This is a genomic window from Nostoc sp., assembly GCF_036917375.1.
Taxonomy (GTDB): domain Bacteria; phylum Cyanobacteriota; class Cyanobacteriia; order Cyanobacteriales; family Nostocaceae; genus Nostoc.
Map to the genome: position 1 here is coordinate 84,020 of NZ_JBALDN010000104.1, position 24,461 is coordinate 108,480.

Below are 24,461 nucleotides of genomic sequence, written 5' to 3' on the forward strand. Positions count from 1 at the left end.
CAATTTGTAGTTCAACATTCCAATGCTAGGGAGATTAAAGCCGTTTACGACGGGCGCGATCGCTTCTATTATGGATGGAAGAAACTAAGTCAAATCCTCTTCCCTCCTGCCTCACTTCTCTACGAGAGGCTGCGCCAACGACTACGCTCAGTGACCACCTGCCTCCTGCCTTGTTTCTTAGAAGAATGCCTGGAGTCAGCTAAACTAAAGAAGAAATTGCTTAAGAAGTTTTAATAATTCTGCTGTTATGAGTACTGATTCACCTGTTAATTCTCCCGAAAAACCTGAATCTACATTCGGGAAGCGTCTGAGAAACTTCTTAATTGTAATGGTAGCGATCGCACTTAGCGTTTCCCTCGTCTTAGGATTGCGAACTGAAACAACCTCGGCAACTCTAGCTAAGTTAAGCGAGACTTCCACACCGTTAGAAGTAGCAATCAGCAATGGCAAACCATCTCTAGTAGAGTTTTATGCTGATTGGTGTACTGTCTGCCAAAAAATGGCACCATATATCACTCAACTAGAAACAGAGTATGCTGGCAAGATGAATTTTGTCATGCTGAATGTAGATAATACCAAGTGGCTGCCGGAAATGCTGAGATATCGAGTGGATGGAATTCCCCATTTTGTATTTTTGAGTCAGCAGGGAGAAACCGTAGCTCAAGCCATCGGCGATCAACCCCGGACGATTATGGCTAGTAACTTAGAAGCTTTGGTTACTGGTTCCTCTCTCCCTTACGCTCAAGCTAGTGGCAAAGTTTCCAAGTTTTCAGCCCCAGTAGCACCAACGGCGAATCAAGATGATCCCCGCAGTCATGGCAGCCAGGTGGTAAATTAAAATAATTCGTAATACTTCGGCTACGCTCAGTACAAGTTCGTAATTCGTAATTCAAGACTGTTATTTAGTTGGTATGTCAGTTCTTCTGCCGTATAGGATGGGTTGACTGTGGTGATTACTCCACCCAAAGTGGTGACTTTTTATCAGTACTACTCTTACTTATTTAATCCCTAGACAGGACGATTTATGTAAGAGATTGTCGCTTGAGACGCTTTTGAGCATACATTAATTCGTCAGACCTAGCGATTAGTTGTTCTAGTGACATATTGGTTTCTGGTGAGTAACGCTCTATGCCGATACTCATCGAAAGTTTATACTTACAGTTTTGCTGTTGATTAAAGTTGGCGATATTTGTTTGTAGATGCGCTTGGATACTATCAGCGTCCTTAAAGTAGCTAGAGATGAAAACAATGAACTCATCCCCACCCAAGCGGGCAACAATATCTGAGTTCCGAAAAGTTTGCTTAAGTAATCGACCAGCATCAATAATCAAGGCATCTCCCATGTCATGACCAAGGGTGTCGTTAATCTGTTTTAGACCATCTAAATCAATGAACATCACCCAGCAAAACACTTTCATGCGGTGAGCAATTTTCAACTGCTGTGTAGCCATTAGGAAGAAACCACGTCGGTTATGCAAACCTGTTAATTCATCGGTCAGCAATAACTGTCTTCCTTCGATCTCTGCTTGTTTGCGGTTGCGAACTTCCTGAATGAGTTCTATTTGAGCGATCGCCTGACGACTTAGACGGCGCAGTGCATCTAACTGCTGATAACTTAGATGATGAGGAATGGTATCTAGAACACATAACGTCCCAATTGGAAAACCATCGGGCGTAATTAGAGGGACACCAGCATAAAAACGAATTTTGGGATTACCTTTGACTAAGGGATTGTTATTAAAGCGATCGTCTTTAAGGGCGTTAGGAACCACTAATATATTATCTGGTTGAAGAATGGCATAGGAGCAAAAAGACCAATCTCTTGGTATTTCGCTACTTTTTAGTCCAAGCTTAGATTTAAACCATTGGCGATCGCTATCAACTAAGCTAATTAAAGCAATTGGAGTCTTACAAATGTAGGCAGCAATAGCAGTTAGGTCATCAAAAGCTTGTTCGGGTAGAGTATCTAGAATATTGTAGTCCGCTAGGGCTTTGAGCCTTTCCGCCTCATTGTCAGGTAGAGGAGCCGGTTGGGTTTTCACAGATGAGTGTTTAAGCCTTAGCCAGGAAAGTCTGGGATGCTGGAAATTTTGGAACAACCGCAGTATTACCTCTCCAGCAACAAGGCTGGGTAACATAAATATCTCTGCAACGAAAATCAACATTCGGTTGAATATACAGAAATATTTTATTACATGATGTTCTTCATGCCTTTGATTTGCTCTGTTGTTCATGTCACCCTAACTTTCCCTGTGCAAATTCCCTAAGTATCTAGATACTTACAAGGTCTTTTGCCCAAAGAAATCTTAAAAAATATCAATATTCGCAAAAAATTATCAAAACTTATTATGTTGTTAAAGTTCTTAATCATGAATTAATGTTTTTGATACCACTAATTTGTTTATATCTACATAAGTTCCGAGAGTTAGAAACCGATTCGGAGGACTTCTTCTCACAATTTGTTCGAGCGATGTCTACGACGGGCTACGCCTACGCTTAACTTTGCAGCACAGTTTTGCTCATCTCTGCATGCTTATGCAGAGATGAACGGTTTTACCCCACCCTAACCCTCCCCGTATGTATTGGGGAGGGAACTAGATTTCCGGTTTCCCCCCTTATAAGCTACGGTGTACACACAAGTCTGAAATAGCGGATTAACCAAGGTTTTACCCCACCCTAACCCTCCCCGTATGTATTGGGGAGGGAAGTAGATTTCCGGCTTCCTCCCAATACATCGGGGGGATTGAGGGGGGTAATTCAACTTGTGTATACACCGTAGCCTTGATAAGAAGGGTCAGAAGGACTTGTGTATACATCGTAGACCAAGAGCAGGGGGGTTAAAACGATCTCAAATTCTCACGAATGATTTAGGACTGCTATATAAGCAACAGATACCTTAAAGTCATGTTGAGGTACTCCAAAGTCGTGTTGAGGTACTTAAAAGTCGTTTTGAGGTACTCCAAAGTCGTGTTGAGGTACTTAAAAGTCGTTTTGAGGTACTTAAAAGTCGTTTTGAGGTACTCCAAAGTCGTGTTGAGGTACTTAAAAGTCGTTTTGAGGTACTTAAAAGTCGTTTTGAGATACTTAAAAGTCGTTTTGAGGTACTTAAAAGTCGTGTTGGAGTACTTCAAACTTTGTCGCACCGCAATCAAGTACACAGGTGCATAGGCGTAGCCCGCCATAGGCATCGCTTTCATAATCTTCACAAACAAATCGACCGCTTGACTTTTAAGACAGTCGTTACATTAATAGATTTTATTATAAGTAACCACCTGAACTTGATATAATTAGCTCGACACAATCTAAGATGCTAAATCTCTGAACGCGGTGGAATAATTTTCTCTACCTAGACTAATTTCCAGTATTACATTTAGCTCAAACTACTCTTTATACGACTCCAAAATTCCACTGCGAATCATTAGTTGTGGCCAAAACAACACAAAAAATGCCATCCACGTTCCTATCGGGATGGAAACGAGAACTGTTAGCCAGATAGTTTTAAATAGTAACCAGCTACCACCAATCAGTGTTACACCTGTGAGAACTATAGACCAGGGTTGACACCACCAAGGTTTGTAGTTCCAAGGATTTATGGGCTTTTGTTCAGACATTAGTTTTATTTAGTCAAACTCCAAATATTCTTTTAACAATTATCAATTGTTTTGTCAGATTAAGTTTTATCGTACTCTATTTTGCCATAGTCAAGTTTGATAATTCGGTCTGCTAAATGAAAATAGCGATCGTCATGGCTAATCACCAGCACTGTTTTACCCCGCGATCGCAGTTCTGGGAGAAGTTGAGTGTAGAATATTTCTTTGAATACTGGATCTTGATCGGCTGCCCATTCATCAAATAGATAAATTGGTCGATCTTCCAAGTAGGCTGTGAGTAAAGCTAGCCGTTTTCGTTGTCCTTGAGAAAGAGCAGTGGTAGAAATTTGCCCATTTTCAACTTTCACTTTATGGTCTAGTTGGAGTTTTTGTAAATATTTTCTGGCTTGAGCATCCAAGTGAGAATTTTTTAATCCTAAAAGTTCTTCAAATAAATAAAAGTCGGAAAACACCACGGAAAAATGCTGGCGATACCATTCTCGATTCTCTTCGCTAATTAACTCGTCATCAAACCATATTTCGCCATTTTCTGGTACATAAAGCCCAGTAATTAGTTTGGCTAATGTAGATTTACCGCTACCATTACCGCCGACAATAAAGACTAATTCTTGAGGATAAAGTGTTAGATCGACGGGGCCAAAAATAAAGCTATTGTCTTCTTGCTCTGTGTAGTAAGTGTGGGTAACACTTTGAAATTTTAACCTGTGCCAGTCAGATTTTAGAGCAGGTGGAACAGTGGATATTTCCGTTCGACTAGCTAGAGATAAACCTAGTGATTCGATTTTTTGTAAGGCAATGCTGGCTTTACTTAATAGAGGAAGTTTACTAATGATGTTATCCATTGGTAACACCAAGTAAGTGAAGGTCAAAATGTAGCCAGAGAGAGTTTCGGGATTGATAGTAAGCAGATTAGGCAGGACAAAAAGTACAAAACCGAGAGCGAAAAAGAATATGAGTTGACCCCAACTTGAAGTTATGGCAAAAAGGCTTAGACCGTTAACGTTGTGATCGCGAAACTCGTTAGCAGTTGATTGTAGTTTCTCTTCTAAAAAGTCTTCACGCCGCTTATAGTTTAGTTTAAGCTCTTTGACTCCTTCGGTAATGGTGCGAAAATGTTTAAATAAATGATCTTCATCTTCACGAGCTAGAGTAAGTAATTGTCCGCCTCTATTGAGTAGCCACTGACAACTAGCGATCGCAACTACTGAAATCCCACAAACCATCAACAATACTAACCAAGAAAGCCAGGTTATATACGTTATACAACCCAGGACGATCGCTAAATTAATAAAGATAAAAGGCATCTGATAAACAGCATTAGCAACCGCCTGAATATCTTCTGTTAAAGTAGCCAATAATCGAGGATTTCCTAAGCGTTCCAGATGACTCAACTCGGAAGCAAGAATCTGGCGACTCAAACGCATCCGTAATTGTAAGACTGCATTCTGAGAAAGGCGAATCAGCATCACTTGAGAAACGATACTGGTAATTAGTGCAACTATAGCCAGCCCCGCAAAACCCCAGATTATCGATGTGAGGCGGGAAGCATTACCGCTACTTGCAGCATGGCTAATTAAGGCAATTAAGCCAGCACTACTACCGCCACTCAAAAATCCGGTAGCGATCGCGATCGCTACCATCCCCCACGAAGAACGCAAAAGAAAGTAAATCAAATTCATGACAAATGCCTATACCCAGTTGGACACAACAAAAAATGAAAATCTCTCTTTTTATGTCCCATGCGCGATTTCCATAATAGTTGTTTGCCAACCAATCAAATTTGCATTGCGAGGGTAGATTTTATATTTTACCAGTTAAATACCCTTTCAAATATCACGATGAATCATGCAGAAGGCAACATTGGACGATTTATAATCTTTAGGACTTTGTTTTGAGCAAAAATATATTAGACCATTAGACCTCTTGCAAAAATATATTTTTGCACTTTTAGGGAAAAGGTTAAAGGGAAAGGGGAAAGGAAAGAATTAAACCTTTACCCCTTACCCCTTACCCTTTCCCCCAGCCGAAGGCGTTCCCCCCGCCCCTTATCCCCAGAGGGGGCCACACCTTCCCCTTTACCTCGACAAATGCCAAGAAGTCTATTTATAATCCCTTCTGCCTTCTACCTTTCTTTGGTAAGCTAGTTGGAATTACAGCTAATTATGTCAATAAACTGTCAAATTACCTGCTCAGTTTTCCAGGGTGAAATTTGCGATGACTGTAAATTTAAAGTCTTTAGAGAACCAAATTAATGTAGCGGGCAATTCCAAAACCGCTTCTGTCACTCAAGGAACCCGCTACGTTCCTTTGCACCATCGACGCATTCTGTGTATTTTTCCCAAGTACAGCCGTTCCTTTGGTACTTTTCATCACGCCTACCCACTTATGGGTAGTGTGCGGGCTTTTATGCCACCTCAAGGTATTTTAATTGTGGCTGCTTACTTACCTAAAGAATGGGAAGTGAGGTTTATTGATGAAAATGTCAAATCAGCAAGTAGGGCTGATTACCAATGGGCTGATGTGGTGATTGTGAGTGGAATGCATATCCAGAAACCACAGATTAATCAAATTAATGAACTTGCCCATCGAGCCGGCAAAATCACCGTTGTGGGCGGCCCTTCAGTATCTGGGTGTCCAGAATATTATCCTGATTTTGACATTTTACACTTGGGCGAATTGGGAGATGCCAGCGATCGCATGATCGAGTATCTAGACCAAAACTCTCAACGTCCGCAACAACAAATTCGCTTTGAAACCAAGGAACGTTTACCCTTAACAGAGTTTCCCACCCCAGCTTATCATCTGCTGAATATCAATGATTATTTCTTAGCAAATGTGCAATTTTCTAGTGGTTGCCCTTATCACTGCGAGTTTTGCGATATTCCTGAACTCTATGGCAACAGTCCCCGAATGAAAACGCCAGAGCAAGTAGTCGCGGAGTTAGATGCAATGCGACAATCTGGCAATTTGGGAGCAGTGTATTTTGTTGATGATAACTTTGTTGGCGATCGCCGCGCCGCTATGAAGTTACTTCCGCATCTGATTGACTGGCAAAAACGCAATGGCTACCCCATCCAGTTTGCCTGTGAAGCCACGCTGAATTTAGCTCAAAGTCCAAAGCTGCTGGAAATGATGCGCGAAGCTTATTTTTGCACAATCTTTTGTGGTATCGAAACCCCGGAACCAAATGCTCTCCATGCGATTTCCAAAGACCAAAATCTGAGTATGCCAATCTTAAAAGCGATTCAGGTTTTAAATAGTTATGGTATGGAAGTAGTTTCAGGAATCATTATTGGGTTAGATACAGATACACCAGAAACAGCAGACCGAATTATCGAATTTATGCGGGCATCGCAAATTCCCATGTTGACAATTAACCTACTTCATGCGTTACCGAGAACTCCATTATGGCGGAGATTAGAAGCAGAAGGGCGACTTGTCTATGATGAAAGCCGGGAATCAAATGTTGAATTTTTGATGCCTTACGAGCAAGTTGTTGAGATGTGGCGGCGCTGCATTACAACGGCTTATGAGCCGGAATTTTTATATCAGCGATTTGCCTACAATATGGAACACACCTATCCAAATCGCATCGAAGTACCTAACAGCCCAGCTCGCACTTCTGCGGCTAATATTCGCAAGGGTTTAACTTATTTAACTAATATTTTGGTGCGGATAGGCTTATTTAGTAACTATCGTCAGACTTTCTGGAAAATGGCCAAGCCAGCACTAAAAGCAGGTAATATTGAAAATTTGGTTCACGTTGGACTTGTCGGACACCATTTGATTAAGTTTGCCCAAGATTGTGCCAAAAATGAAGAATCGGCTTCGTTTTATTCCCAAAAAATCGTTACGAAAGTTCGTAGCTAAGGTAACAATTAAAATAAGTTTTGAGAGGTTGAAAGTCTGTTAGAGGTATATACAGAACTGTAAAAAAGTAACCTTGAAGATACACTAGCGATACTTCCTTGGAAAGACGCAATCGCACTGCTACCTGCCTAAGATTGTAAGGGTTGAAAGCCCACAGTCCATGCAATTATTTGGTAGCGAGAAAACCATTGCAAGCGAGTGTGGAGCAGTTACATAGGAATTTTTAGATGGTTATGAACAGTTCATTGACCCGACCCTTGGCTGTCGTGACAGGTGCTTCTAACGGCATCGGTTATGAACTCGCAAAACAATTTGCTCAAAACGGCTTCGATCTCCTAGTTACAGCCACCGGATCGAGCATTGACGAAGCGGCTATTGCCCTCGAAGGGCTGGGTGCTAAAGTTGAGACGGTGCAAGCCGATCTGGCTAGCTATGACGGTGTTGAGACACTCTACAACCAAATTAAGGCGACTGGGCGACCAGTAGATGCGATCGCCATCAATGCAGGTGTTGGTGTCGGTGGTGATTTCGCCCGTGAAACCGACCTAAAGGATGAACTCAATCTGATCGATCTGAATGTTGTATCCTCTGTACATCTTGCCAAACGGGTAGTGAAGGATATGGTTGACCGTGGCAAAGGTCGAATCCTATTCACATCTTCGATTGCTGCCCTGATGCCCGGCCCGTTCGAGACAGTCTACGCCGCCTCTAAGGCCTTTGTGCATTCTTTTTCAGAGGGGTTACGCAATGAATTGAAGGATACGGGCGTTACCGTCACCGCCCTCATGCCGGGGCCTACCGATACCAACTTCTTCCACCGTGCGGGTATGGACGACACAAAAGTGGGCACGGATCAAAAGGACGATCCGGCCGAGGTAGCCAAGCAGGGTTTTGAGGCCTTGATGGCAGGCAAAGATCGCATCATCGCCGGTTCGCTCAAAACGAAGCTTCTGGCGAATGTTAGTAAGGTTTTACCTGATACAGTCACTGCTGAACAGCACCGCAAGCTCAGTGAGCCGGGGTCAGGCAACAACTAATTTGCTACCTAATCAAGCGAATATGCTCAGTCGGCACTCTTTTCAAAGAAGAGGCAGGGAAAAAAGGAATTGGGGAAGGGGGATTTTCCCTTTTTCCCCCTGCTTGCGATCGCTTGGGCTAACGGCACCAGCAAAGCTAATCGCGCAGTCGGCAATCTCACACATTGAAAGTCAGAGTCGTAACGGAGGATTTATGAAAATTCATCATCTCAATTGCGGCTGTATGTGCCCAATTGGTGGGGCCCTGTTCGATGGCTTCAGTCGCGGCCCGAAAGCTCACCTCGTCTGCCACTGTCTGCTGATCGAGACAGAGCAGGGACTTGTTCTGATTGATACCGGCTTCGGACTGCGCGATATCAAATCCCCTTACTCCCGCCTCAGCCCGTTTTTCATTCATTTCAATGGCATCCAGTTTGATAAAAAATACACAGCGATCGAGCAAGTTGAGCGGCTGGGCTTTTCCCCGCGAGATGTGCGTCATATTGTGCTTACTCACCTCGATTTCGATCATGCCGGTGGTCTGGAGGATTTCCCAGAAGCAACCGTACACGTAATGCAGACTGAGATTGAGAATGCCCAGGATCGGCACGGCTTCATTGGCAAACGGCGCTATCGTCCAGAGCAGTGGGACGAGGTTAAGCACTGGAAGTACTATTCGGCAGGAGGCGAACATTGGTTTGGTTTTGAAGCAGTACGTAACCTTGATGGGCTACCGCCAGAAATTCTCCTCATTCCCCTTGTTGGTCATACGCGGGGTCATGCTGGTATCGCTATTGATACACCAGAGGGTTGGCTTTTGCACGCAGGTGATGCCTATTTTTATCGGCACGAGATGGACTCAGCCAAAAAAAGCTGCACGCCAGGTTTGCGTGCCTACCAATGGATGATGGAAGTGGATCGTCAAGCTCGATTGCTCAATCAAGATCGGCTACGCGCATTATCAAGCGATCGCAATAAGGGCGTGCGCCTCTTCTGTAGTCATGATGCTATCGAGTTCAAAGCATTCGCTGACCAATCTAGTACAACACGGCAAAAATAAACCAATCATTCCAAATCAACAAAAGCTTGGTTATAGCGATTCCCAGTTAAGTGAAGTACAGATAGTATTTTGAAACGCAGAGGGACGCAGAGATTTGTACCTCAGATTAAAAAATATTTTTCGCTAAAGAGAGAGAAATAGAAAATTTAATGAATGATTTAGAACTGCGATCGCATCTGCTGCCCTTTAGGTTTTATCCTAAAAAAGTGTTAGCTAAAACCTGCAAAAGGAAATCTACCTGTGAAAAAAACTTTGTTTCTCAGTCCTCCTTCCTTCGATGGGTTTGATGGTGGTGCAGGTTCCCGATACCAAGCCAAGCGCGAAATTACTTCCTTCTGGTATCCGACATGGCTAGCGCAACCCGCAGCCCTTGTGCCTGGTAGCAAGCTGATTGATGCACCCCCACACGGTCAAACAGTAGAAGATGTCATCGAAATTGCTCAAGATTACGAGCTAATTATCATGCACACCAGCACGCCTTCGCTGGCTAATGATGTCAAGTGTGCCGAGACAATCAAAGCTCAAAACCCTGATGTGAAGATTGGCTTAATTGGAGCGCACGTCGCAGTATTACCAGAACAAACGCTGGTTGAAAACCCAATCATTGACTTTGTGTGTCGTCACGAATTTGACTATACGTGCAAAGAAATAGCCGAAGGTAAATCTTGGGAAGAAATCACAGGTTTAAGCTACCGCGATCGCCAGGGTAATATCCATCATAATCAAGACCGCCCCTTGATTCACGATTGGGATTCTATGCCCAGTGTATTGCCGATTTATCATCGCGATTTAGATATTACCAAATACTTTATTGGCTACTTATTGCATCCATACATTTCCTTTTACACTGGGCGGGGCTGTCCGGCAAAATGTACCTTTTGCCTTTGGCCGCAAACAATTGGCGGACACTTATACCGCACAAAAAGCCCCGAAGCTGTTGGGCGCGAGATGGAAGAAGCCAAAGCCATCTTCGGTGACAAAGTGCGAGAATATATGTTTGATGACGACACATTTACTATAGACAAACAGCGAGCGATCGCAATTAGCGAACATCTGCGGCGACTCAAACTAACTTGGAGTTGTAACGCTCGCGCCAATCTAGATTATGACACCCTGAAAAAACTACGCGATAATGGCTTACGCCTACTTTTGGTAGGATTTGAATCCGGCAATCAGCAAATTTTAGATGGGATTAAGAAAGGAATTAAGCTGGAAGTAGCGCGTAAGTTTATGGAAAATTGTCATAAACTTGGCATTACCGTACACGGTACATTTATCATTGGTTTACCCGACGAAACCCAAAAAACAATAGAAGAAACAGTCCGGTTTGCTTGCGAGATTAGTCCGCATACAATTCAAGTTTCCATCGCAGCTCCCTATCCCGGAACAGAACTTTATCGTCAAGCACAAGAAAATAATTGGTTTAGCAACACTTCTTTAGTTGCTAGTTCTGGAATTCAAATGTCTACACTGCAATATCCAAATCTTTCCAGTGCTGAAATTGAGGATGCAGTTGAGAGAATGTATCGGAAGTTTTACTTCCGTCCCAGAGCGATTATTCCAATTGTTGGTGAAATGCTCACCGATCCCCAAATGTTAGTGCGCCGCTTGCGTGAAGGGCGGGAATTTTTCTCTTACTTAAAAGATCGTCGTACTCAAGCAACTGCGAAAGCAGAATCAGTAGTTGTTGGTTAGTTGTTGGTTATTTTTATGGAGGAATTGAGGATAACCTAGCCAAATAAGTAAATGCACAAAAATAATTTACTGCGATCGCGATCGCACTGTGTAATTAATTCTGTCCCACTACTTATCAACAAGTTAAAAATTCTTCAGCCATGAAAATAGGAAGCAAAGAACACAAAGAGCTTTTTTGTCGTAGCTTTCTTGAAAGTCACTTGGAGTATGAGCCAGAAAGCCTCCCTTGGCCGAATCTGGATAATGTAGCTCTCCAAAGCTTGCGAAGCATTCCCTTTTGGAGAGAAGCACTTAATACCGAACAAGAAGCAGGAGTGATGGTAAACGCTTTTGCAGCTACAATTAGCGACCCTTTATTAAAAGAAGCGATCGCTCTCCAAGGGATGGAAGAAGTTCGCCACGGAAGACTAATTAAATTCTTCATCGATCGCTACGATATTCAAATTTCCCCGCCTCCTGAACCTGTACTTCCTAGTAAGATTAAAACCGCCTTCCTTAACTTTGGTTTCGGTGAATGTTTGGACTCTTTTTTAGCTTTTGGTCTATTTGGGCTTGCTCGTCGTCATATCAATTACATCCCAGAATCATTGTTTAATATCTTTGATGCGGTTCTGGATGAAGAAGCTCGTCATATCATGTTCTTTATTAATTGGGTAACTTACCAGCAAATTCAGGAGGGAAAAAGTAATTGGTTACGGGGAATTAATGCTCTTGTACATTACAGCAGAGCATTACAAGATAAGATTAAAGCCTTTAGTGGTTCTAACGAAGAACAACAAGAGGGTTTTACAGCTACCGGTGCTAGCAACTTTATAGATAATTTAACCCCAGAGTTATTGTTATCTACTTGCTTACAAGAAAACACTCGACGGCTTGGTGTGTTTGATAAAGAATTACTTCAACCGCAACTGATACCAAACTTAGCTAAAACTGCCTTAGCTACTCTCAGGCTTATACCTCGGCGTCAGTCTAATTCAATAGCTCAATTATCGGAACCTTAAAAATCCAAAACTTATGCAAGCACAGCGATTCGCCATCATCAATGGTGATGACTTTGGTTTCTCTGAAGGAGTTAATCAAGCAATTATCAAAGCACACAAAGAAGGAGTGCTAACTAGTACCAGCCTGATGGTGAGCGCTGATGCTGCAAAAGAGGCTGTCACTTTGGCAAGTGCCAATCCAAATTTGGCTGTTGGACTACATCTTGTGTTGGTATGTGGTCGTTCTGTCTTACCGCCAGAGCAAATTCCCCATTTAGTTGACAAACAAGGTAACTTTTCCAACAGTCCATTTTTTGCTGGTTTACGCTATCAATTTGTCAAGGAAACCCATCAAGAATTACGTCAAGAAATTCGCGCCCAGTTAGAAAAATACCGTTCTACTGGTTTGCCTCTTTCTCATGTGGATGGACATTTACATTTGCATATACATCCAGTAGTTTTGCGAATTTTAGTTGACTTGGCAGCAGAATTTGATATTAAGGTAATTCGTCTTCCTAGTGAGGAACTAGGAATGACCTTGAGAGTTAATCGCAGTCATCTACTGACAAAGCTAGTTTGGTCAGGAGTATTTGGCAGACTACGCCGCTATGGTGAGAAACTGCTAGAGTCTCAAGGTATTGGCTTTACCCAAAGAGTTTACGGTTTATTGCAAACTGGGGGCATTACAGAAGAATATTTACTTGGATTGATACCTCAGATTCAGGCAAACTTGGTTGAGATTTACTCTCATCCAGCGATGCCTGCGGCGGGCTTCTCTACGAGACGCTTCGCGAACGCCAACGCAAATGGAGAACTAGGGACAGGCGAAGCAGAACTGGCTGCATTGTTAAGTAGTCAGGTACGCGAAGCGCTCCTGAGTAACGGTTTTGAACTTACCAACCATCATTTCCTATGCCAACGTATCACCTAAATTTGATTTTCCATAATTCAAAGTAATAACTTTGTCATCCAAATCCCATCTAACGTACATACAAAAATCCTAAACTTATCGGCAGTGAATCTAGAAAATGCTAATACTAATTGCCTGGTAATGAATGGCCATGTTTGCATCTACTTTCTTAACAAATATTCATGCGGTCGCTAGTTATTTTCTCCTAATTTTGTGCATACCGTCTGTTTTGTTTTATTGCTATGCAATTTATGCAGCAATAACTTTTTTTGCTGTTCCCCAGGCAATTAATCGAGAGTTTCATCCACCTGTTAGTATCCTCAAACCCATTTGTGGGCTTGATAGTAATGCTTATGAAAACCTAGCCTCATTTTGTCAGCAGGACTATCCAAAATATCAAATCATCTTTGCAGTACGAAACTCTCAAGACCCTTGCATAGAGATTGTAGAGAAAATCATCCACAATTTTTCAGATTCGGATATTTTGCTGATTGTAAGCGATCGCGTCATCGGTACAAACCTGAAAATTAGCAACTTAGCCAATGCCGCAGCCAAAGCTAAATATGAAATTCTCGTCCTTGCTGATAGTGACATTCGAGTTGGAGGTGACTATTTACAAAGAGTTATCCAGCCGTTACAAGATAAAAACGTGGGTGTAGTTACCTGTATGTATCGAACCGTAACTCAAGGATGGATATCGATATTAGAAGCTATTAGTACTACTACTGAATTTCACGCCGGGGTTTTAGTCAGCAACATTAAAGAAAATGGGATAAAATTTGCCTTTGGTTCCACCATTGTCATCCCGAAAAAAGTACTAGAAGCTATCGGTGGATTTGAAGCGATCGCTGATTATCTGGCAGATGATTTCCAACTAGGCTATCTACCTGTCCAAGCAGGTTACAAAGTTGTGCTTTCCGACTACATAGTTGAACACGTACAGATAAGCAACAACTTAGTTGATGCCATCAGACGACAGATTCGTTGGGCACGTGGTAAACGAGTATCTCGTCCTTGGGGTTATCTAGGACTAATTTTTACCTATGGTGTCGTCACCAGCTTGTTGCTACTGATTGCCACTAATGGTTCAATATTAGGATGGCTAGGACTATCTATCTGTTGGATAACAAGATTAGTGATGGCTTGGGTTGTTGGTACTATCAGTTTGAAAGATCCAATAGTCAAAAAGTTTTTGTGGCTCGTTCTTGTGTGCGACTTGTTAAGCTTTGTTATTTGGTGTTTTGGCTTTATTGGCAACACTATAGAGTGGCGAGGACAACAACTGAAGCTAACTAAAGATGGAAAGCTATTAGTACCAAAAGACAAAAATGATGAATTATCAATTAAGGTTTTGACTAATAAAGGCGCATAGCAGTATGCACCTAGCGCATGTTGCATCCAGATGAGAACCGCTATATATATATTCCAAGACCAGATCAAATTTAAGTTCATCTATGATCGCAAAGCCTTGGGATGCTCAACTTGCTTACTGGCTAATTAAACCTCTAAAAGACAGTTGGGTAAATCCCAATCATCTTACTACAGTGCGACTTTTGACAGGGTTGGCGGCGGCTGCCGCCCTTGCAGTTGGTGATACCATTTGGGTTAACATTGGGGCATGGCTATTTGCTTTATCTAACTTTCTCGATCATACAGACGGTGAATTAGCTCGTTTGAGTGGGAAAAGCAGCAAATGGGGACATCAGTATGACCTTATTAGTGACGCCATCATCCATATTCTATTGTTTGTGTGTATTGGATATGGTCTTAGGGAAGGAAAATTTGGTTGGTGGGCGTTGGTGATGGGGATAGTATCTGGCGTGTCTGTTGCTTGCATCTTTCATTTGCGAAACGAAATGGAACAACGTTTGGGTAAAGACGCCAGCCGTCAACCAAATTTCGCCGGCTTTGACATTGAAGACGTGCTATATTTGTTTCCCATAGTTCCCTTACTGAATGGATTAGAACCGTTATTAATAGCAGCGACAATTGGTGCGCCAACCTTTGCAGTATGGGTAATTTGGCAATTTTGGACACTCCCGCAGCCGGAATCAAACTAGATAAGGAAGCAGTGAGAGAATAAATAAATAATTATCAATGGACATCAATGGAGCTTCAAACTGAAATTGATAAAGCTATAGCAGCCGTTGATTACCAGAAACTTCAAGCTGAGTTTCAAGCTCAAAATGAATTTTTGGTAATGGAGAACTTTGTCCCTAGCTGCATCATTGAGCAGTTCTTGGCGCTATTGCCATCTTTACAACCTGCAATCAACCGCAACTATATTCCCAATCATAAAAAGGGCGGTAGTATCAGCCGCTATAGCTTAGACAGTCTTGCTCCGATTTTTGGAGAGTTTTATCAACTCAGTCCCTTTTGCGATTTCCTTAACCAAATTACGGCAGAAAAACTCCTTCCCTGTCCTGATTCAGATCCCCATACTTACGCGCTGTACTATTACACTGAGCCTGGAGACCATATCCAGTATCATTACGATACTTCTTACTATCACGGTAAACGCTATACAGTGTTGCTTGGTTTGGTTGATAATTCATCCAGTAAGCTGGAATATCAACTCTACAAAGATATTCCAGAACGGGAGACACAAACGCGATCGCTCTCCTTAACTCCTGGTACTCTAGTCTTATTCAATGGTGACAAACTTTACCACAGAGTTACCCCTTTAGGTAATAACCAACAGCGCATTGTCTTGACTTTGGAATACGTCACCGACACCCGCATGGGTATGCTAAAACGTTTTGTCTCAAATATGAAAGACGCGATCGCCTATTTTGGTTTTCGCCAAGTGTTTCGCTCTTAGCACCACCATCTTACATCCCTCCTGTCTCACTTCTCTACGAGAGGCTGCACTTCGACTACGCTCAGTGACCACCTGCCTCCTGCCTCCTCCATGTTAAGAATTAGTTAATAAACGTTGAATTGAGCAAAATACAGTCATTATAAAATATTGGGAAAATTTCCAGATTTACTGGTGTCTAAGCTACTGTTGGTGATTTGACGATGAAGGCAATTATCTTAGCTGCTGGCGTTGGACGACGCTTAGGTAAAGACGGGCAAATCCAACCCAAATGCTTACTGAAATTTAACGGCAAATCTCTACTAGAACGCCATTTTAACTATCTCCGTCATTACCAAATTGATGAAGTAGTGATTGCTGTGGGTTATCAAGCACAAAGAATTCAGGATGAAATCAAAGCATTAGGAGCCGAAAGTTGGGTCAGTACAATTTATAATCCTGACTACACCAAAGGCAGTACGATCAGCCTTTGGACTGTACGTCAACATTTACTTGCTGGCGATGACATATTATTAATGGATGCAGATGTATTGTGCGATCGCCGCATCATCGAACGACTGGTAAAGACAAATATCCCCAACAGCTTTTTATTAGATCGGGATTTTGAACCAGGAGATGAACCCGTAAAGCTTTGTGTTAGAGATAATTATCTAGTGGAGTTTCGTAAACAAGTTGCTCCTGGTTTAGCTTATGATTTTGCGGGTGAGTCAGTAGGATTCTTTCGTTTTGAAAGTGCTGTTGCTCGCCGTCTTGCGATTCGCACAGAACAATATGTTGCAGACGGACGGGATAATGAACCTTATGAAGAAGTAATTCGGGATCTGCTCTTAGAAACTCCAGAAACATTTGGCTACGAAGACATCACTGGATTACCTTGGCTCGAAATCGATTTTCCCCAGGATATTCAACGCGCCCAAAATGATATTTTACCTCAGATAGAAGTCGCAGAAAATGTCTGAAAATATCTTTGAAAGGATTCAGGAGTCAGGAGTCAGAATTCAGTATGAATTATTTGTTACTAGCGGGTGAATCAAGGAGTTCAAAATCCCCATTAAATATCCTATTTAGTGGTCAAAAACATAGTGACAATTTTGAATCTTCCACTAATTGATTCTGAATTCTGGCTTCTGAATTCTTCTTTCATTATTACTATAGGTTGACAAAAGCAGAATAAATGCATCAAATATTTGCACCCAATGATACCTCTGCAAAATTAAATAAGTGTGCCCAACTACGGCTATTATTAGAATCGCCTCAACTCGACTTCATCATGGAAGCTCACAATGGGATTAGCGCCCGGATTGTGGAAGAGGCTGGATTTAAAGGAATTTGGGCGAGTGGATTAGCTCTTTCTGCTCAATATGGCGTTCGAGATAATAATGAAGCCAGCTGGACGCAAGTTGTAGAAATGCTGGAGTTCATGTCTGATGTCACCAGCATCCCGATTTTATTAGACGGGGATACTGGTTATGGCAACTTTAATAATATGCGCCGTTTAGTGAAGAAGTTAGAACAGCGAGGTATTGCTGGAGTCTGTATTGAAGATAAGCTTTTTCCCAAAACCAATAGCTTTATCAACGGTAATCGCCAACCTTTGGCTGATATTGATGAATTCTGCGGTAAAATTAAGGCGGGTAAAGATAGTCAGACAGACCCAGATTTTTGCATCGTCGCCCGACTCGAAGCTTTGATCGCCGGCTGGGATCTTTCGGAGGCACTGCGCCGAGCTGAAGCCTACCACGCCGCCGGAGCAAACGCCATCCTAATTCACAGTAAATCATCGCGTCCCGATCAAGTGCTAGCCTTTGCTAAAGAATGGGCGGGTCGTTCGCCGTTAGTGTTTATACCGACTAAATATTACAGCACGCCTACTGATGTTTTTCGCAAAGCGGAAGTTAATTTGGTCATCTGGGCAAACCATCTGATTCGAGCTGCTGTTGCTAGTATGCAAGCGATCGCGCGTGAAGTGAAAGCCAGCGAAACTTTAATCAACATTGAAGATGATATTGCTCCCGTAAAAGAAATCTTCCGGCTACAAGGGGCGGATGAACTTCAAGAAGCTGAAAAACGCTACTTTAACAACGGACGACAAAATACCCAAGCGATCGTTCTGGCTGCTAGCAGAGGCCAAGAATTAGCAGGATTGACGCAAGATAAACCAAAAGTAATGTTACCTCTTGGAGGTAAACCTCTACTCAGGTTATTGGTAGACAAATTCAAGAAACTTGCTATCAATGATATTACCGTTGTCGCCGGTTACAAAGCAGAAACCATCAATGTTCCGGGCACTAAAGTCATTCGCAACCCAGATTATGAAACAACGGGAGAATTAGCATCCTTAGCCGTAGCTCAAGCTAGTTTTGGCGAAGAAATGTTGGTGCTTTATGGCGATTTACTATTTAGAAGCTACATCTTGCGAGATTTATTAGAATGTCCCGGAGAAATTGTGGCTGTAGTTGATTCTGTGGCCAACAGCAAGTCTGTTAGCGGTTCACCTGACTACGCGTATTGCTCAATTCCAGACGATCTTTCTCTGTTTGGACAGGATGTCAACCTGTTGAATATTTCTAAAACGACACAAACGCAATTAGGAAAGTCTAGCGGACGGTGGATTGGGATGCTGCGTTTGCGGAGTCAAGGTAGACAATGGGTTAGTGAAGCACTCAATGAATTGCAAAAACGACCGGAATTTAACAGTCTGGGTTTGCCAGAATTATGCAATTATTTAATCGAGCAAGGCAAACCGATCAAGGTACTTTATATTCGCGGTAACTGGTTAGATGTTAATTCTTTAGACGATCTTGACCTTGCTTTTCAATTAAAACAATAGGAGTGGGGCATTGGGCATTGGGCATTGGGCATGGGAAAGAGCCAGAGGGGCAGAGGGGCAAACTGACTGCAACTTCTCCTCGGTCACTGAGCGTAGCCGAAGTGCTGCTCCCCTGCTCCCACTTCGGCTACGCTCAGTGACCACCTGCTCCCCTGCTCCCTACTTTCCACCCCCCATCTCTTAATATGATCCAGGCAGAAGAATTTGTAGAAGCTGCGCGTAATCTTGGCTTTGGGTGGTACACTGGCGTACCCTGTTCTTTTCTCACGCCTTTTATTAACTACGTCATCAATGACGTTCAACTTAGATACATCTCCGCAGCCAATGAGGGAGATGCTGTAGCGATCGCAGCTGGAGCCGCAATTGCTGGTAAACCTGCTGTGGTGATGATGCAAAACTCTGGTTTGGGAAATGCAGTTAACCCGCTAACCTCCCTCACTTATATTTTTCGGATTCCACTGTTGCTGATTTGTACCCTGCGAGGCGATCGCGTGTTGCAAGATGAACCGCAACATCAATTAATGGGGCAAATCACAGAGAAATTGCTGCAAACAATGACTATACCTTGGGAATTTTTTCCCACAGATGCAGCACAAATAGAACCCGTTCTGCAAAGAGCCACAGCCTATATGCAACAAGAACGTTGTCCTTATGCTTTAATCATGCGTAAAGGAGCGATCGCCCCCCATGCACTCACCCGTTCTTCTATCCCCGAACGAGAAAATAGTGCTAGCGCTCATATTCAGCAAAGCTTTTTTTGGGATAACAAAGAACAACGCGTTTCTCGCAGCGAAGCATTAGCTCGGATTGTGGAACTTACCGATCCAGAAAACACTGTAGTAATTGCCACCACCGGATACACGGGACGCGAACTCTTTGCTAGTAAAGACAGTGCCAATCATCTTTATATGGTCGGCTCGATGGGTTGCGCTTCCTCAATGGGATTGGGACTATCCTTAGCACGTCCAGACCTCAAGGTAGTAGTAATTGATGGCGATGGGGCAGCATTAATGCGAATGGGTAATTTTGCAACTATTGGTACTTATGGCGGTGCTAACTTGACCCATATTCTTTTAGATAATGAAGTCCACGATTCCACAGGCGCGCAAGCCACCGTTTCTGCGGGTATCTCCTTTGCCAAAATTGCGGAAGCGTGCGGTTACGGCGTGACATTAGCCGGAGATGACCCCGCCCTTTTAGATACCTTGTTTACCGCAGATGCTAACACTAGACCTAAATTCGCTCATTTAAAAATCCGTCCCGGAACTTTAGAAAAGCTACCCAGACCCAACCTCACCCCGGAAGCAGTTTTACAACGCTTTATGAACCATATTGGTTCTAACTGGCAACTCCTAACTCCTAACTCCTAACTTTGGTAATGATTTTACTAAATCCCGGCCCCGTTAATTTAAGCGATCGCGTCAGAAATGCCCTGTTGCGTCCCGATTTGTGTCACCGTGAGGTGGAATTTTCCCAACTTCAAAGCAGAATCCGCGAACAGCTACTTCAAGTTTATGGTCTTGGAAGCGGCTGGGCAGCAGTTCTCCTCACGGGTTCTGGAACCGCAGCAATGGAAGCGATGATTAGCAGTTTAGTACCCACAGACGGGAAATTGCTGGTAATTGAAAACGGTGTATATGGCGAACGACTATCCAAAATCGCCAAAATTCACGGCATTGATTACATCACACTTTCCCATCCTTGGGATGGCGAAATTGATATCAAAGCTTTAGTCAAACTCTTAGATGAAAACGCCGACATCACCCACCTTGCTGTCGTCCATCACGAAACTACTACCGGTCGCTTAAATAATTTGGCGGAACTTGCCCCAATTTGCCAAGAACGCGGTATCAAATTACTAGTAGATGCAGTCAGCAGCTTTGGTGCTGAGGAATTAAATTTTGCCGATTGGGGAATCACCGCTTGCGCTGCGACAGCGAATAAATGTCTGCATGGTGTCCCTGGAACGTCTTTTGTTATCTTGCAACGGGATGCACTGCCATCAGTAGACACCATCCCCCGCACCTTATATTTAGATTTAGCAACCTATTACCAGCAGCAAGAACGAGGCGGCACACCTTTTACGCAATCAATACAGACATTTTATGCTTTAACAGAAGCTTTGCAAGAAATGACAGAAGCAGGAGGTTGGCGTGCTAGACACAGCCATTACAACCAACTTGCCAGCTTAGTCAGAGACGGGTTAGCCTCAATCGGAATTAAACCCTTACTTCCTCTTGGCAGTTCATCCGTTGTCTTGAATGCCTACTACTTGCCAAACGGTTTCAGCTATGAAGAATTTCACGACCAACTGAAAGCACAAAATTATATTATTTATTCTGGACAGGGAAATTTAGCTCAATCTATTTTTAGAGTATCAACAATGGGAGCCATTACCCAAGCCGACATGGAACGCTTTGTTGGCGTTGTTAAAGAAATTATTCGGTAAACTGACTTGAAGCGTAAGTTTTACCCCTCCCTAACCCTCCCCGTATGTATTGGAGAGGGAACTAGATTTTCTGGTTTCCCCCCAATGCATCGGGGGGATTAAGGGGGGTAATTCGACTTGTATGTACACCAGAGAGGTTATTTTCCCTACTCCCCATTCCTTAAATACTGTGCGATCGCATTTACCAGTGGGAATCATAACAAACAGATTTACCACAGTAAATAACCAATGGCTTACCAAAACATTACAGGCTCCCTTTCCCCAGCAGATATCCAAGAAATTAAAGCAGCGTTTGCGACTATCCAAGCAAAGATGCCTTTTCTCGTAACCCTGAGTGTGGAAGAACGACGCAAGTTATTTAAGATGGGCGATAAAAGCCTAGCTTTCGTCAATACCAGCCTGACTGCGGCCCAGTCTAACCGAGATATTCTCCCAGCCAGCTTTGATGTCGATGAATTTGTGCGGGATTATCAATTAGCAATCACACTTACTGAGCTTTTGATTGGATTGCGACAACTGACAGAACAAGTAGATGATACTTTAATGGCAGTCGGCAGCGAAGCAATGGGCAGCAGTTTGACAGTTTATGATTACGTCAAGACTGCTGCTAAGAAAACTCCAGGGTTAAAAAGTCTTGCCGAACAGTTAGGCGATCGTTTTAAGGCTATTAAAAGTAAATCTGCTAAAACTGCTTCTAATTCATAAGCTGTAGTTCAACGCACAAGATAAGATCCCCGACTTTTTTGAAAAGTCGGGGATCTGGCATTTAAACGCAATTTTAATCTTGTAGTCCAATATGTAAATGAATGAGTCTTTGATACTCGTCGGCGAGTCTTTGATACTCGCGCGAGAGTCTTTTATACTCGTGGATGAGTCTTTGATCCTCGTGGATGAGTCTTTGATCTTCGTGGATGAGTCTTTAATACTCGTGGACGAATCTTTGATACTCGTGGATGAGTCTTTGATACTCGTGGATGAGTCTTTTATACTCGCGGGCGAGTCTTTTATACTCGTGAGCGAGTCTTTTATACTCGTGGACGAGTCTTTTATACTCGTGAATGCAGATCGCCTACTACTTGTTGATACTAGGTTGCATTCTCAATCAGGAATTACGGATTGCAAGGTTGTTATTATACCTCAAATTCCTCAAGGATGAAAAGGTTAACTCAATTGTTCGTTACAGTGCGGCAGTGGCATTGAGCAACTTCGGGCAGGCGGCGGCTCAATACATCCCGGAAATCCTCAAATTCCTCAAGGATGAAAAGGTTGACTTAAGTGTTCGTCGCAGTGCGGCATCGGCATTAGCGAATATCAGAAAACTGGAGTTAAAGGAGGTTGTTGTAATTCTGAATAATATTTATGAGCCTGGTAATTCAGAATACTTAAATTGGCGTTTTCTAACCTATTTCCTGGGCGGTGGCACTGAGGAAGTGAAAACTTTATTGAAATGGCTTGGCTCTCCTCAAGTAACTCCTGACAAACTCTCACATGATGAAGGCATCAAAACCCTCAATGTATTTCTGCAAACTTGGAATAACAGCCAAGAGCTAGAGCGTTTACGCAGCGACTTAGCCAAGCAAATCTCGGAAGTAGCCGCCAACAGAAACGTTCCTTGGAAATTACAAGATATTGGTTTACTGCAAAGCCATTACAACAACCTTAAAAAAATCAACTCCACCAATGCTAATGCGGTGCAATCAGCAATAGATAATTTGGAGGGTTGGGGGTGGTTTTTCAAAGCCAGAAACATTATCATCATTCACATTGCCTTTTGGCTAGCCCTCATCTTTGCCTACCCAAAATTCCCCCAAGTCCAAGCCATCTTCTTCTGGAACCCTTGGGTACGCCGGATTCTTGGCGTCGGCTATGTCGGCTTTCTCCTCACTTGGTTTCCCCCCTTCCGGCGCAAATTATTTGAACCATTCAAACCTTCCCTATTAGCCGATGCCGGGTTAGATAATTTTTATGACCAATCATACTTCCCAGAATCTAAAGTCAAAGTTCCCACTTCAGGAGACATCCAGCCAATTACCGCAGCATTACCCAGTATTCAAGGACAAATTATCTTAGAAGGAGATTCCGGCTTAGGCAAGTCGATGTTTCTCCGCTATCTGTTGAAAAATCAAGAGCGCATTGTCGTTTATCTCCCCGCCCAGAAATGTCATAAAGGCGTAATTGAAGCCATCCAAGACAAGCTACACGGCCAAGCCCAAGATGCCGGCTTCCTGAAAAACCTGATTTACAGTGGTGCGATAGATATCTGCATCGACGGACTCAACGAAGTCACCGCCGAAACACGCGCCAAAATCTGCCAGTTTGTCGAAAGCTATTTCCGGGGCAACATTATTATGACTACCCAGCCTTTAGAGTGGATACCACCCTCAACAGCCAAGATATATAAATTGCAGCCCCTTGAGCAACAACAAATTCAAGAGTTTTTGATATCCCGTCAGCTGCGACTCCCCCAAGATGCCAAAATTCAAGGTGCTGATTACGCCAAAGCCTGCACTGATTATTTAACAGAAGTCTTCCAACAACAACAAGCCAAAGAAGAGTTAGATGCTATCCGCCGAATTCTTTCCAATCCAATGGATCTAACAGTGGTAGCGCTGATGTTATCACAAGGCAAACACCCTAACTTGTTTCACCTGCAACAACAGCAATACAATTTAATGGCGGCAGAATACCTCAAAGAATGGAATCAAGAATTTCCCTTAAAGAAATTCTCCGCCGCCGTCTACGAAATGCGACTCGCAGACAAACAAGCTTTACCCGCCGATGAATTTCACCAAGTCGCCATGTCTTTGTCAGACGAGAAATACAAAATGGTAGTCAGCCGTCAGTGGCAAGATGAAAAAGGCGAAGCGAAGAAAGAATGGTATTTCCGCCACGATAAAATCATGGATTTCTTCTTAGTGCAAAACTTTCTCGGCGAAACTGATGCCGCCGAAGGACTATTAGTTGATAGAATGGGCGATCCCCGATTTCGTGGCGTTTATTTCTTGCTAGCAACCTTACTTGAGATAGATGCAGCCAAAAAACTGCGAGAAGAATTGATTCAATACGCCGCCGATACTAAAGATAATACGGTGAGTAATACTTTCGTGCAGTTATTGCGGACTAGATAGTACAATACGCTTGGCTTTGTGGAAATTTATTTGTTAAGGCAACGTGAGTTCGACAAGCCCTTTTTTGACCTCTCCCCCAACCCCTCTCCGACAC

The 24,461-nt window shown here is 43.0% G+C and carries 18 protein-coding genes and 1 pseudogene; 16 read left to right on the forward strand and 3 right to left on the reverse strand.

From position 1 onward, the window contains the following. Window positions 1-247: 247 nt before the first annotated feature. Complete coding sequence (locus tag V7K45_RS28105) at window positions 248-838, forward strand: thioredoxin family protein (RefSeq protein ID WP_335008516.1); 591 nt, start codon at window positions 248-250, stop codon at window positions 836-838. A 184-nt stretch (window positions 839-1,022) separates the two neighbouring features. Here the strand turns inward: V7K45_RS28105 and V7K45_RS28110 are convergent, their stop codons facing one another. The 3 genes from V7K45_RS28110 to V7K45_RS28120 form a co-directional block, all read right to left on the reverse strand. After that, a complete protein-coding gene (locus V7K45_RS28110) occupies window positions 1,023-2,234 on the reverse strand; it encodes a sensor domain-containing diguanylate cyclase (RefSeq protein WP_335008518.1) in 1,212 nt (403 codons plus the stop codon). A 1,146-nt stretch (window positions 2,235-3,380) separates the two neighbouring features. Beyond that, a complete protein-coding gene (locus tag V7K45_RS28115) occupies window positions 3,381-3,611 on the reverse strand; it encodes a DUF6737 family protein (RefSeq protein ID WP_099099524.1) in 231 nt (76 codons plus the stop codon). A gap of 59 nt (window positions 3,612-3,670) precedes the next feature. Next, entirely contained in the window at window positions 3,671-5,290 is a 1,620-nt protein-coding gene (locus tag V7K45_RS28120) for a cyclic peptide export ABC transporter (protein ID WP_335008520.1), read from the reverse strand. Between the two features lie 535 nt (window positions 5,291-5,825). On the opposite strand from V7K45_RS28120, the gene V7K45_RS28125 reads away from it, so the two are divergent. The 15 genes and pseudogenes from V7K45_RS28125 to V7K45_RS28195 form a co-directional block, all read left to right on the forward strand. Further along, a complete protein-coding gene (locus tag V7K45_RS28125) occupies window positions 5,826-7,481 on the forward strand; it encodes a B12-binding domain-containing radical SAM protein (RefSeq protein ID WP_335008522.1) in 1,656 nt (551 codons plus the stop codon). Window positions 7,482-7,708: 227 nt separating this feature from the next. Next, window positions 7,709-8,518: an SDR family NAD(P)-dependent oxidoreductase gene (locus V7K45_RS28130; protein WP_335008524.1), complete on the forward strand. Its 810-nt coding sequence runs from the start codon at window positions 7,709-7,711 to the stop codon at window positions 8,516-8,518. Between the two features lie 22 nt (window positions 8,519-8,540). Further along, a complete protein-coding gene (locus V7K45_RS28135; RefSeq protein ID WP_335008526.1) occupies window positions 8,541-9,557 on the forward strand; it encodes an MBL fold metallo-hydrolase in 1,017 nt (338 codons plus the stop codon). A gap of 240 nt (window positions 9,558-9,797) precedes the next feature. Beyond that, a complete protein-coding gene (gene hpnJ / locus V7K45_RS28140; protein ID WP_335008528.1) occupies window positions 9,798-11,252 on the forward strand; it encodes a hopanoid biosynthesis associated radical SAM protein HpnJ in 1,455 nt (484 codons plus the stop codon). Between the two features lie 140 nt (window positions 11,253-11,392). After that, window positions 11,393-12,253, forward strand: coding sequence for a ferritin-like domain-containing protein (locus tag V7K45_RS28145; protein ID WP_335008530.1), 861 nt, complete (start codon window positions 11,393-11,395; stop codon window positions 12,251-12,253). Window positions 12,254-12,266: 13 nt separating this feature from the next. Beyond that, complete coding sequence (gene hpnK, locus V7K45_RS28150) at window positions 12,267-13,163, forward strand: hopanoid biosynthesis-associated protein HpnK (protein ID WP_335008532.1); 897 nt, start codon at window positions 12,267-12,269, stop codon at window positions 13,161-13,163. A gap of 130 nt (window positions 13,164-13,293) precedes the next feature. After that, window positions 13,294-14,514: a bacteriohopanetetrol glucosamine biosynthesis glycosyltransferase HpnI gene (hpnI, locus tag V7K45_RS28155; protein WP_335008534.1), complete on the forward strand. Its 1,221-nt coding sequence runs from the start codon at window positions 13,294-13,296 to the stop codon at window positions 14,512-14,514. An 82-nt stretch (window positions 14,515-14,596) separates the two neighbouring features. Continuing rightward, window positions 14,597-15,202, forward strand: coding sequence for a CDP-alcohol phosphatidyltransferase family protein (locus V7K45_RS28160; protein WP_335008535.1), 606 nt, complete (start codon window positions 14,597-14,599; stop codon window positions 15,200-15,202). A 47-nt stretch (window positions 15,203-15,249) separates the two neighbouring features. Further along, entirely contained in the window at window positions 15,250-15,963 is a 714-nt protein-coding gene (locus tag V7K45_RS28165; protein ID WP_335008537.1) for a 2OG-Fe(II) oxygenase, read from the forward strand. A 200-nt stretch (window positions 15,964-16,163) separates the two neighbouring features. Next, window positions 16,164-16,919 (forward strand): phosphocholine cytidylyltransferase family protein, encoded by a 756-nt coding sequence (locus V7K45_RS28170; RefSeq protein WP_335008539.1) that lies wholly within the window; start codon window positions 16,164-16,166, stop codon window positions 16,917-16,919. A gap of 215 nt (window positions 16,920-17,134) precedes the next feature. Continuing rightward, window positions 17,135-18,790, forward strand: a complete 1,656-nt coding sequence (aepX, locus tag V7K45_RS28175; protein ID WP_335008541.1) for a phosphoenolpyruvate mutase — start codon at window positions 17,135-17,137, stop codon at window positions 18,788-18,790. A gap of 185 nt (window positions 18,791-18,975) precedes the next feature. Further along, window positions 18,976-20,160, forward strand: coding sequence for a phosphonopyruvate decarboxylase (gene aepY, locus V7K45_RS28180; RefSeq protein WP_335008543.1), 1,185 nt, complete (start codon window positions 18,976-18,978; stop codon window positions 20,158-20,160). A gap of 8 nt (window positions 20,161-20,168) precedes the next feature. Then, window positions 20,169-21,239 (forward strand): 2-aminoethylphosphonate aminotransferase, encoded by a 1,071-nt coding sequence (locus tag V7K45_RS28185; protein ID WP_335008545.1) that lies wholly within the window; start codon window positions 20,169-20,171, stop codon window positions 21,237-21,239. 228 nt (window positions 21,240-21,467) lie between these two features. Beyond that, entirely contained in the window at window positions 21,468-21,944 is a 477-nt protein-coding gene (locus tag V7K45_RS28190; RefSeq protein WP_335008547.1) for a hypothetical protein, read from the forward strand. Between the two features lie 431 nt (window positions 21,945-22,375). Then, a pseudogene (locus V7K45_RS28195) lies at window positions 22,376-24,367 on the forward strand (HEAT repeat domain-containing protein); the annotation flags it as partial. Window positions 24,368-24,461: the final 94 nt, after the last annotated feature.

What these genes read in the sequence shown, in the direction of transcription:
- hpnK (WP_335008532.1), top strand. Translation starts at nt 12,267, where the DNA reads ATGCAAGCACAGCGATTCGCCATCATCAATGGTGATGACTTTGGTTTC.
- V7K45_RS28110 (WP_335008518.1), bottom strand. Translation starts at nt 2,234, where the DNA reads ATGAACAACAGAGCAAATCAAAGGCATGAAGAACATCATGTAATAAAA.
- V7K45_RS28135 (WP_335008526.1), top strand. Translation starts at nt 8,541, where the DNA reads ATGCTCAGTCGGCACTCTTTTCAAAGAAGAGGCAGGGAAAAAAGGAAT.
- V7K45_RS28145 (WP_335008530.1), top strand. Translation starts at nt 11,393, where the DNA reads ATGAAAATAGGAAGCAAAGAACACAAAGAGCTTTTTTGTCGTAGCTTT.
- V7K45_RS28190 (WP_335008547.1), top strand. Translation starts at nt 21,468, where the DNA reads ATGGCTTACCAAAACATTACAGGCTCCCTTTCCCCAGCAGATATCCAA.
- V7K45_RS28165 (WP_335008537.1), top strand. Translation starts at nt 15,250, where the DNA reads ATGGAGCTTCAAACTGAAATTGATAAAGCTATAGCAGCCGTTGATTAC.
- aepX (WP_335008541.1), top strand. Translation starts at nt 17,135, where the DNA reads ATGCATCAAATATTTGCACCCAATGATACCTCTGCAAAATTAAATAAG.
- hpnI (WP_335008534.1), top strand. Translation starts at nt 13,294, where the DNA reads ATGTTTGCATCTACTTTCTTAACAAATATTCATGCGGTCGCTAGTTAT.
- aepY (WP_335008543.1), top strand. Translation starts at nt 18,976, where the DNA reads ATGATCCAGGCAGAAGAATTTGTAGAAGCTGCGCGTAATCTTGGCTTT.
- V7K45_RS28115 (WP_099099524.1), bottom strand. Translation starts at nt 3,611, where the DNA reads ATGTCTGAACAAAAGCCCATAAATCCTTGGAACTACAAACCTTGGTGG.
- V7K45_RS28160 (WP_335008535.1), top strand. Translation starts at nt 14,597, where the DNA reads ATGATCGCAAAGCCTTGGGATGCTCAACTTGCTTACTGGCTAATTAAA.
- V7K45_RS28185 (WP_335008545.1), top strand. Translation starts at nt 20,169, where the DNA reads ATGATTTTACTAAATCCCGGCCCCGTTAATTTAAGCGATCGCGTCAGA.
- V7K45_RS28105 (WP_335008516.1), top strand. Translation starts at nt 248, where the DNA reads ATGAGTACTGATTCACCTGTTAATTCTCCCGAAAAACCTGAATCTACA.
- V7K45_RS28130 (WP_335008524.1), top strand. Translation starts at nt 7,709, where the DNA reads ATGGTTATGAACAGTTCATTGACCCGACCCTTGGCTGTCGTGACAGGT.
- V7K45_RS28125 (WP_335008522.1), top strand. Translation starts at nt 5,826, where the DNA reads ATGACTGTAAATTTAAAGTCTTTAGAGAACCAAATTAATGTAGCGGGC.
- V7K45_RS28120 (WP_335008520.1), bottom strand. Translation starts at nt 5,290, where the DNA reads ATGAATTTGATTTACTTTCTTTTGCGTTCTTCGTGGGGGATGGTAGCG.
- V7K45_RS28170 (WP_335008539.1), top strand. Translation starts at nt 16,164, where the DNA reads ATGAAGGCAATTATCTTAGCTGCTGGCGTTGGACGACGCTTAGGTAAA.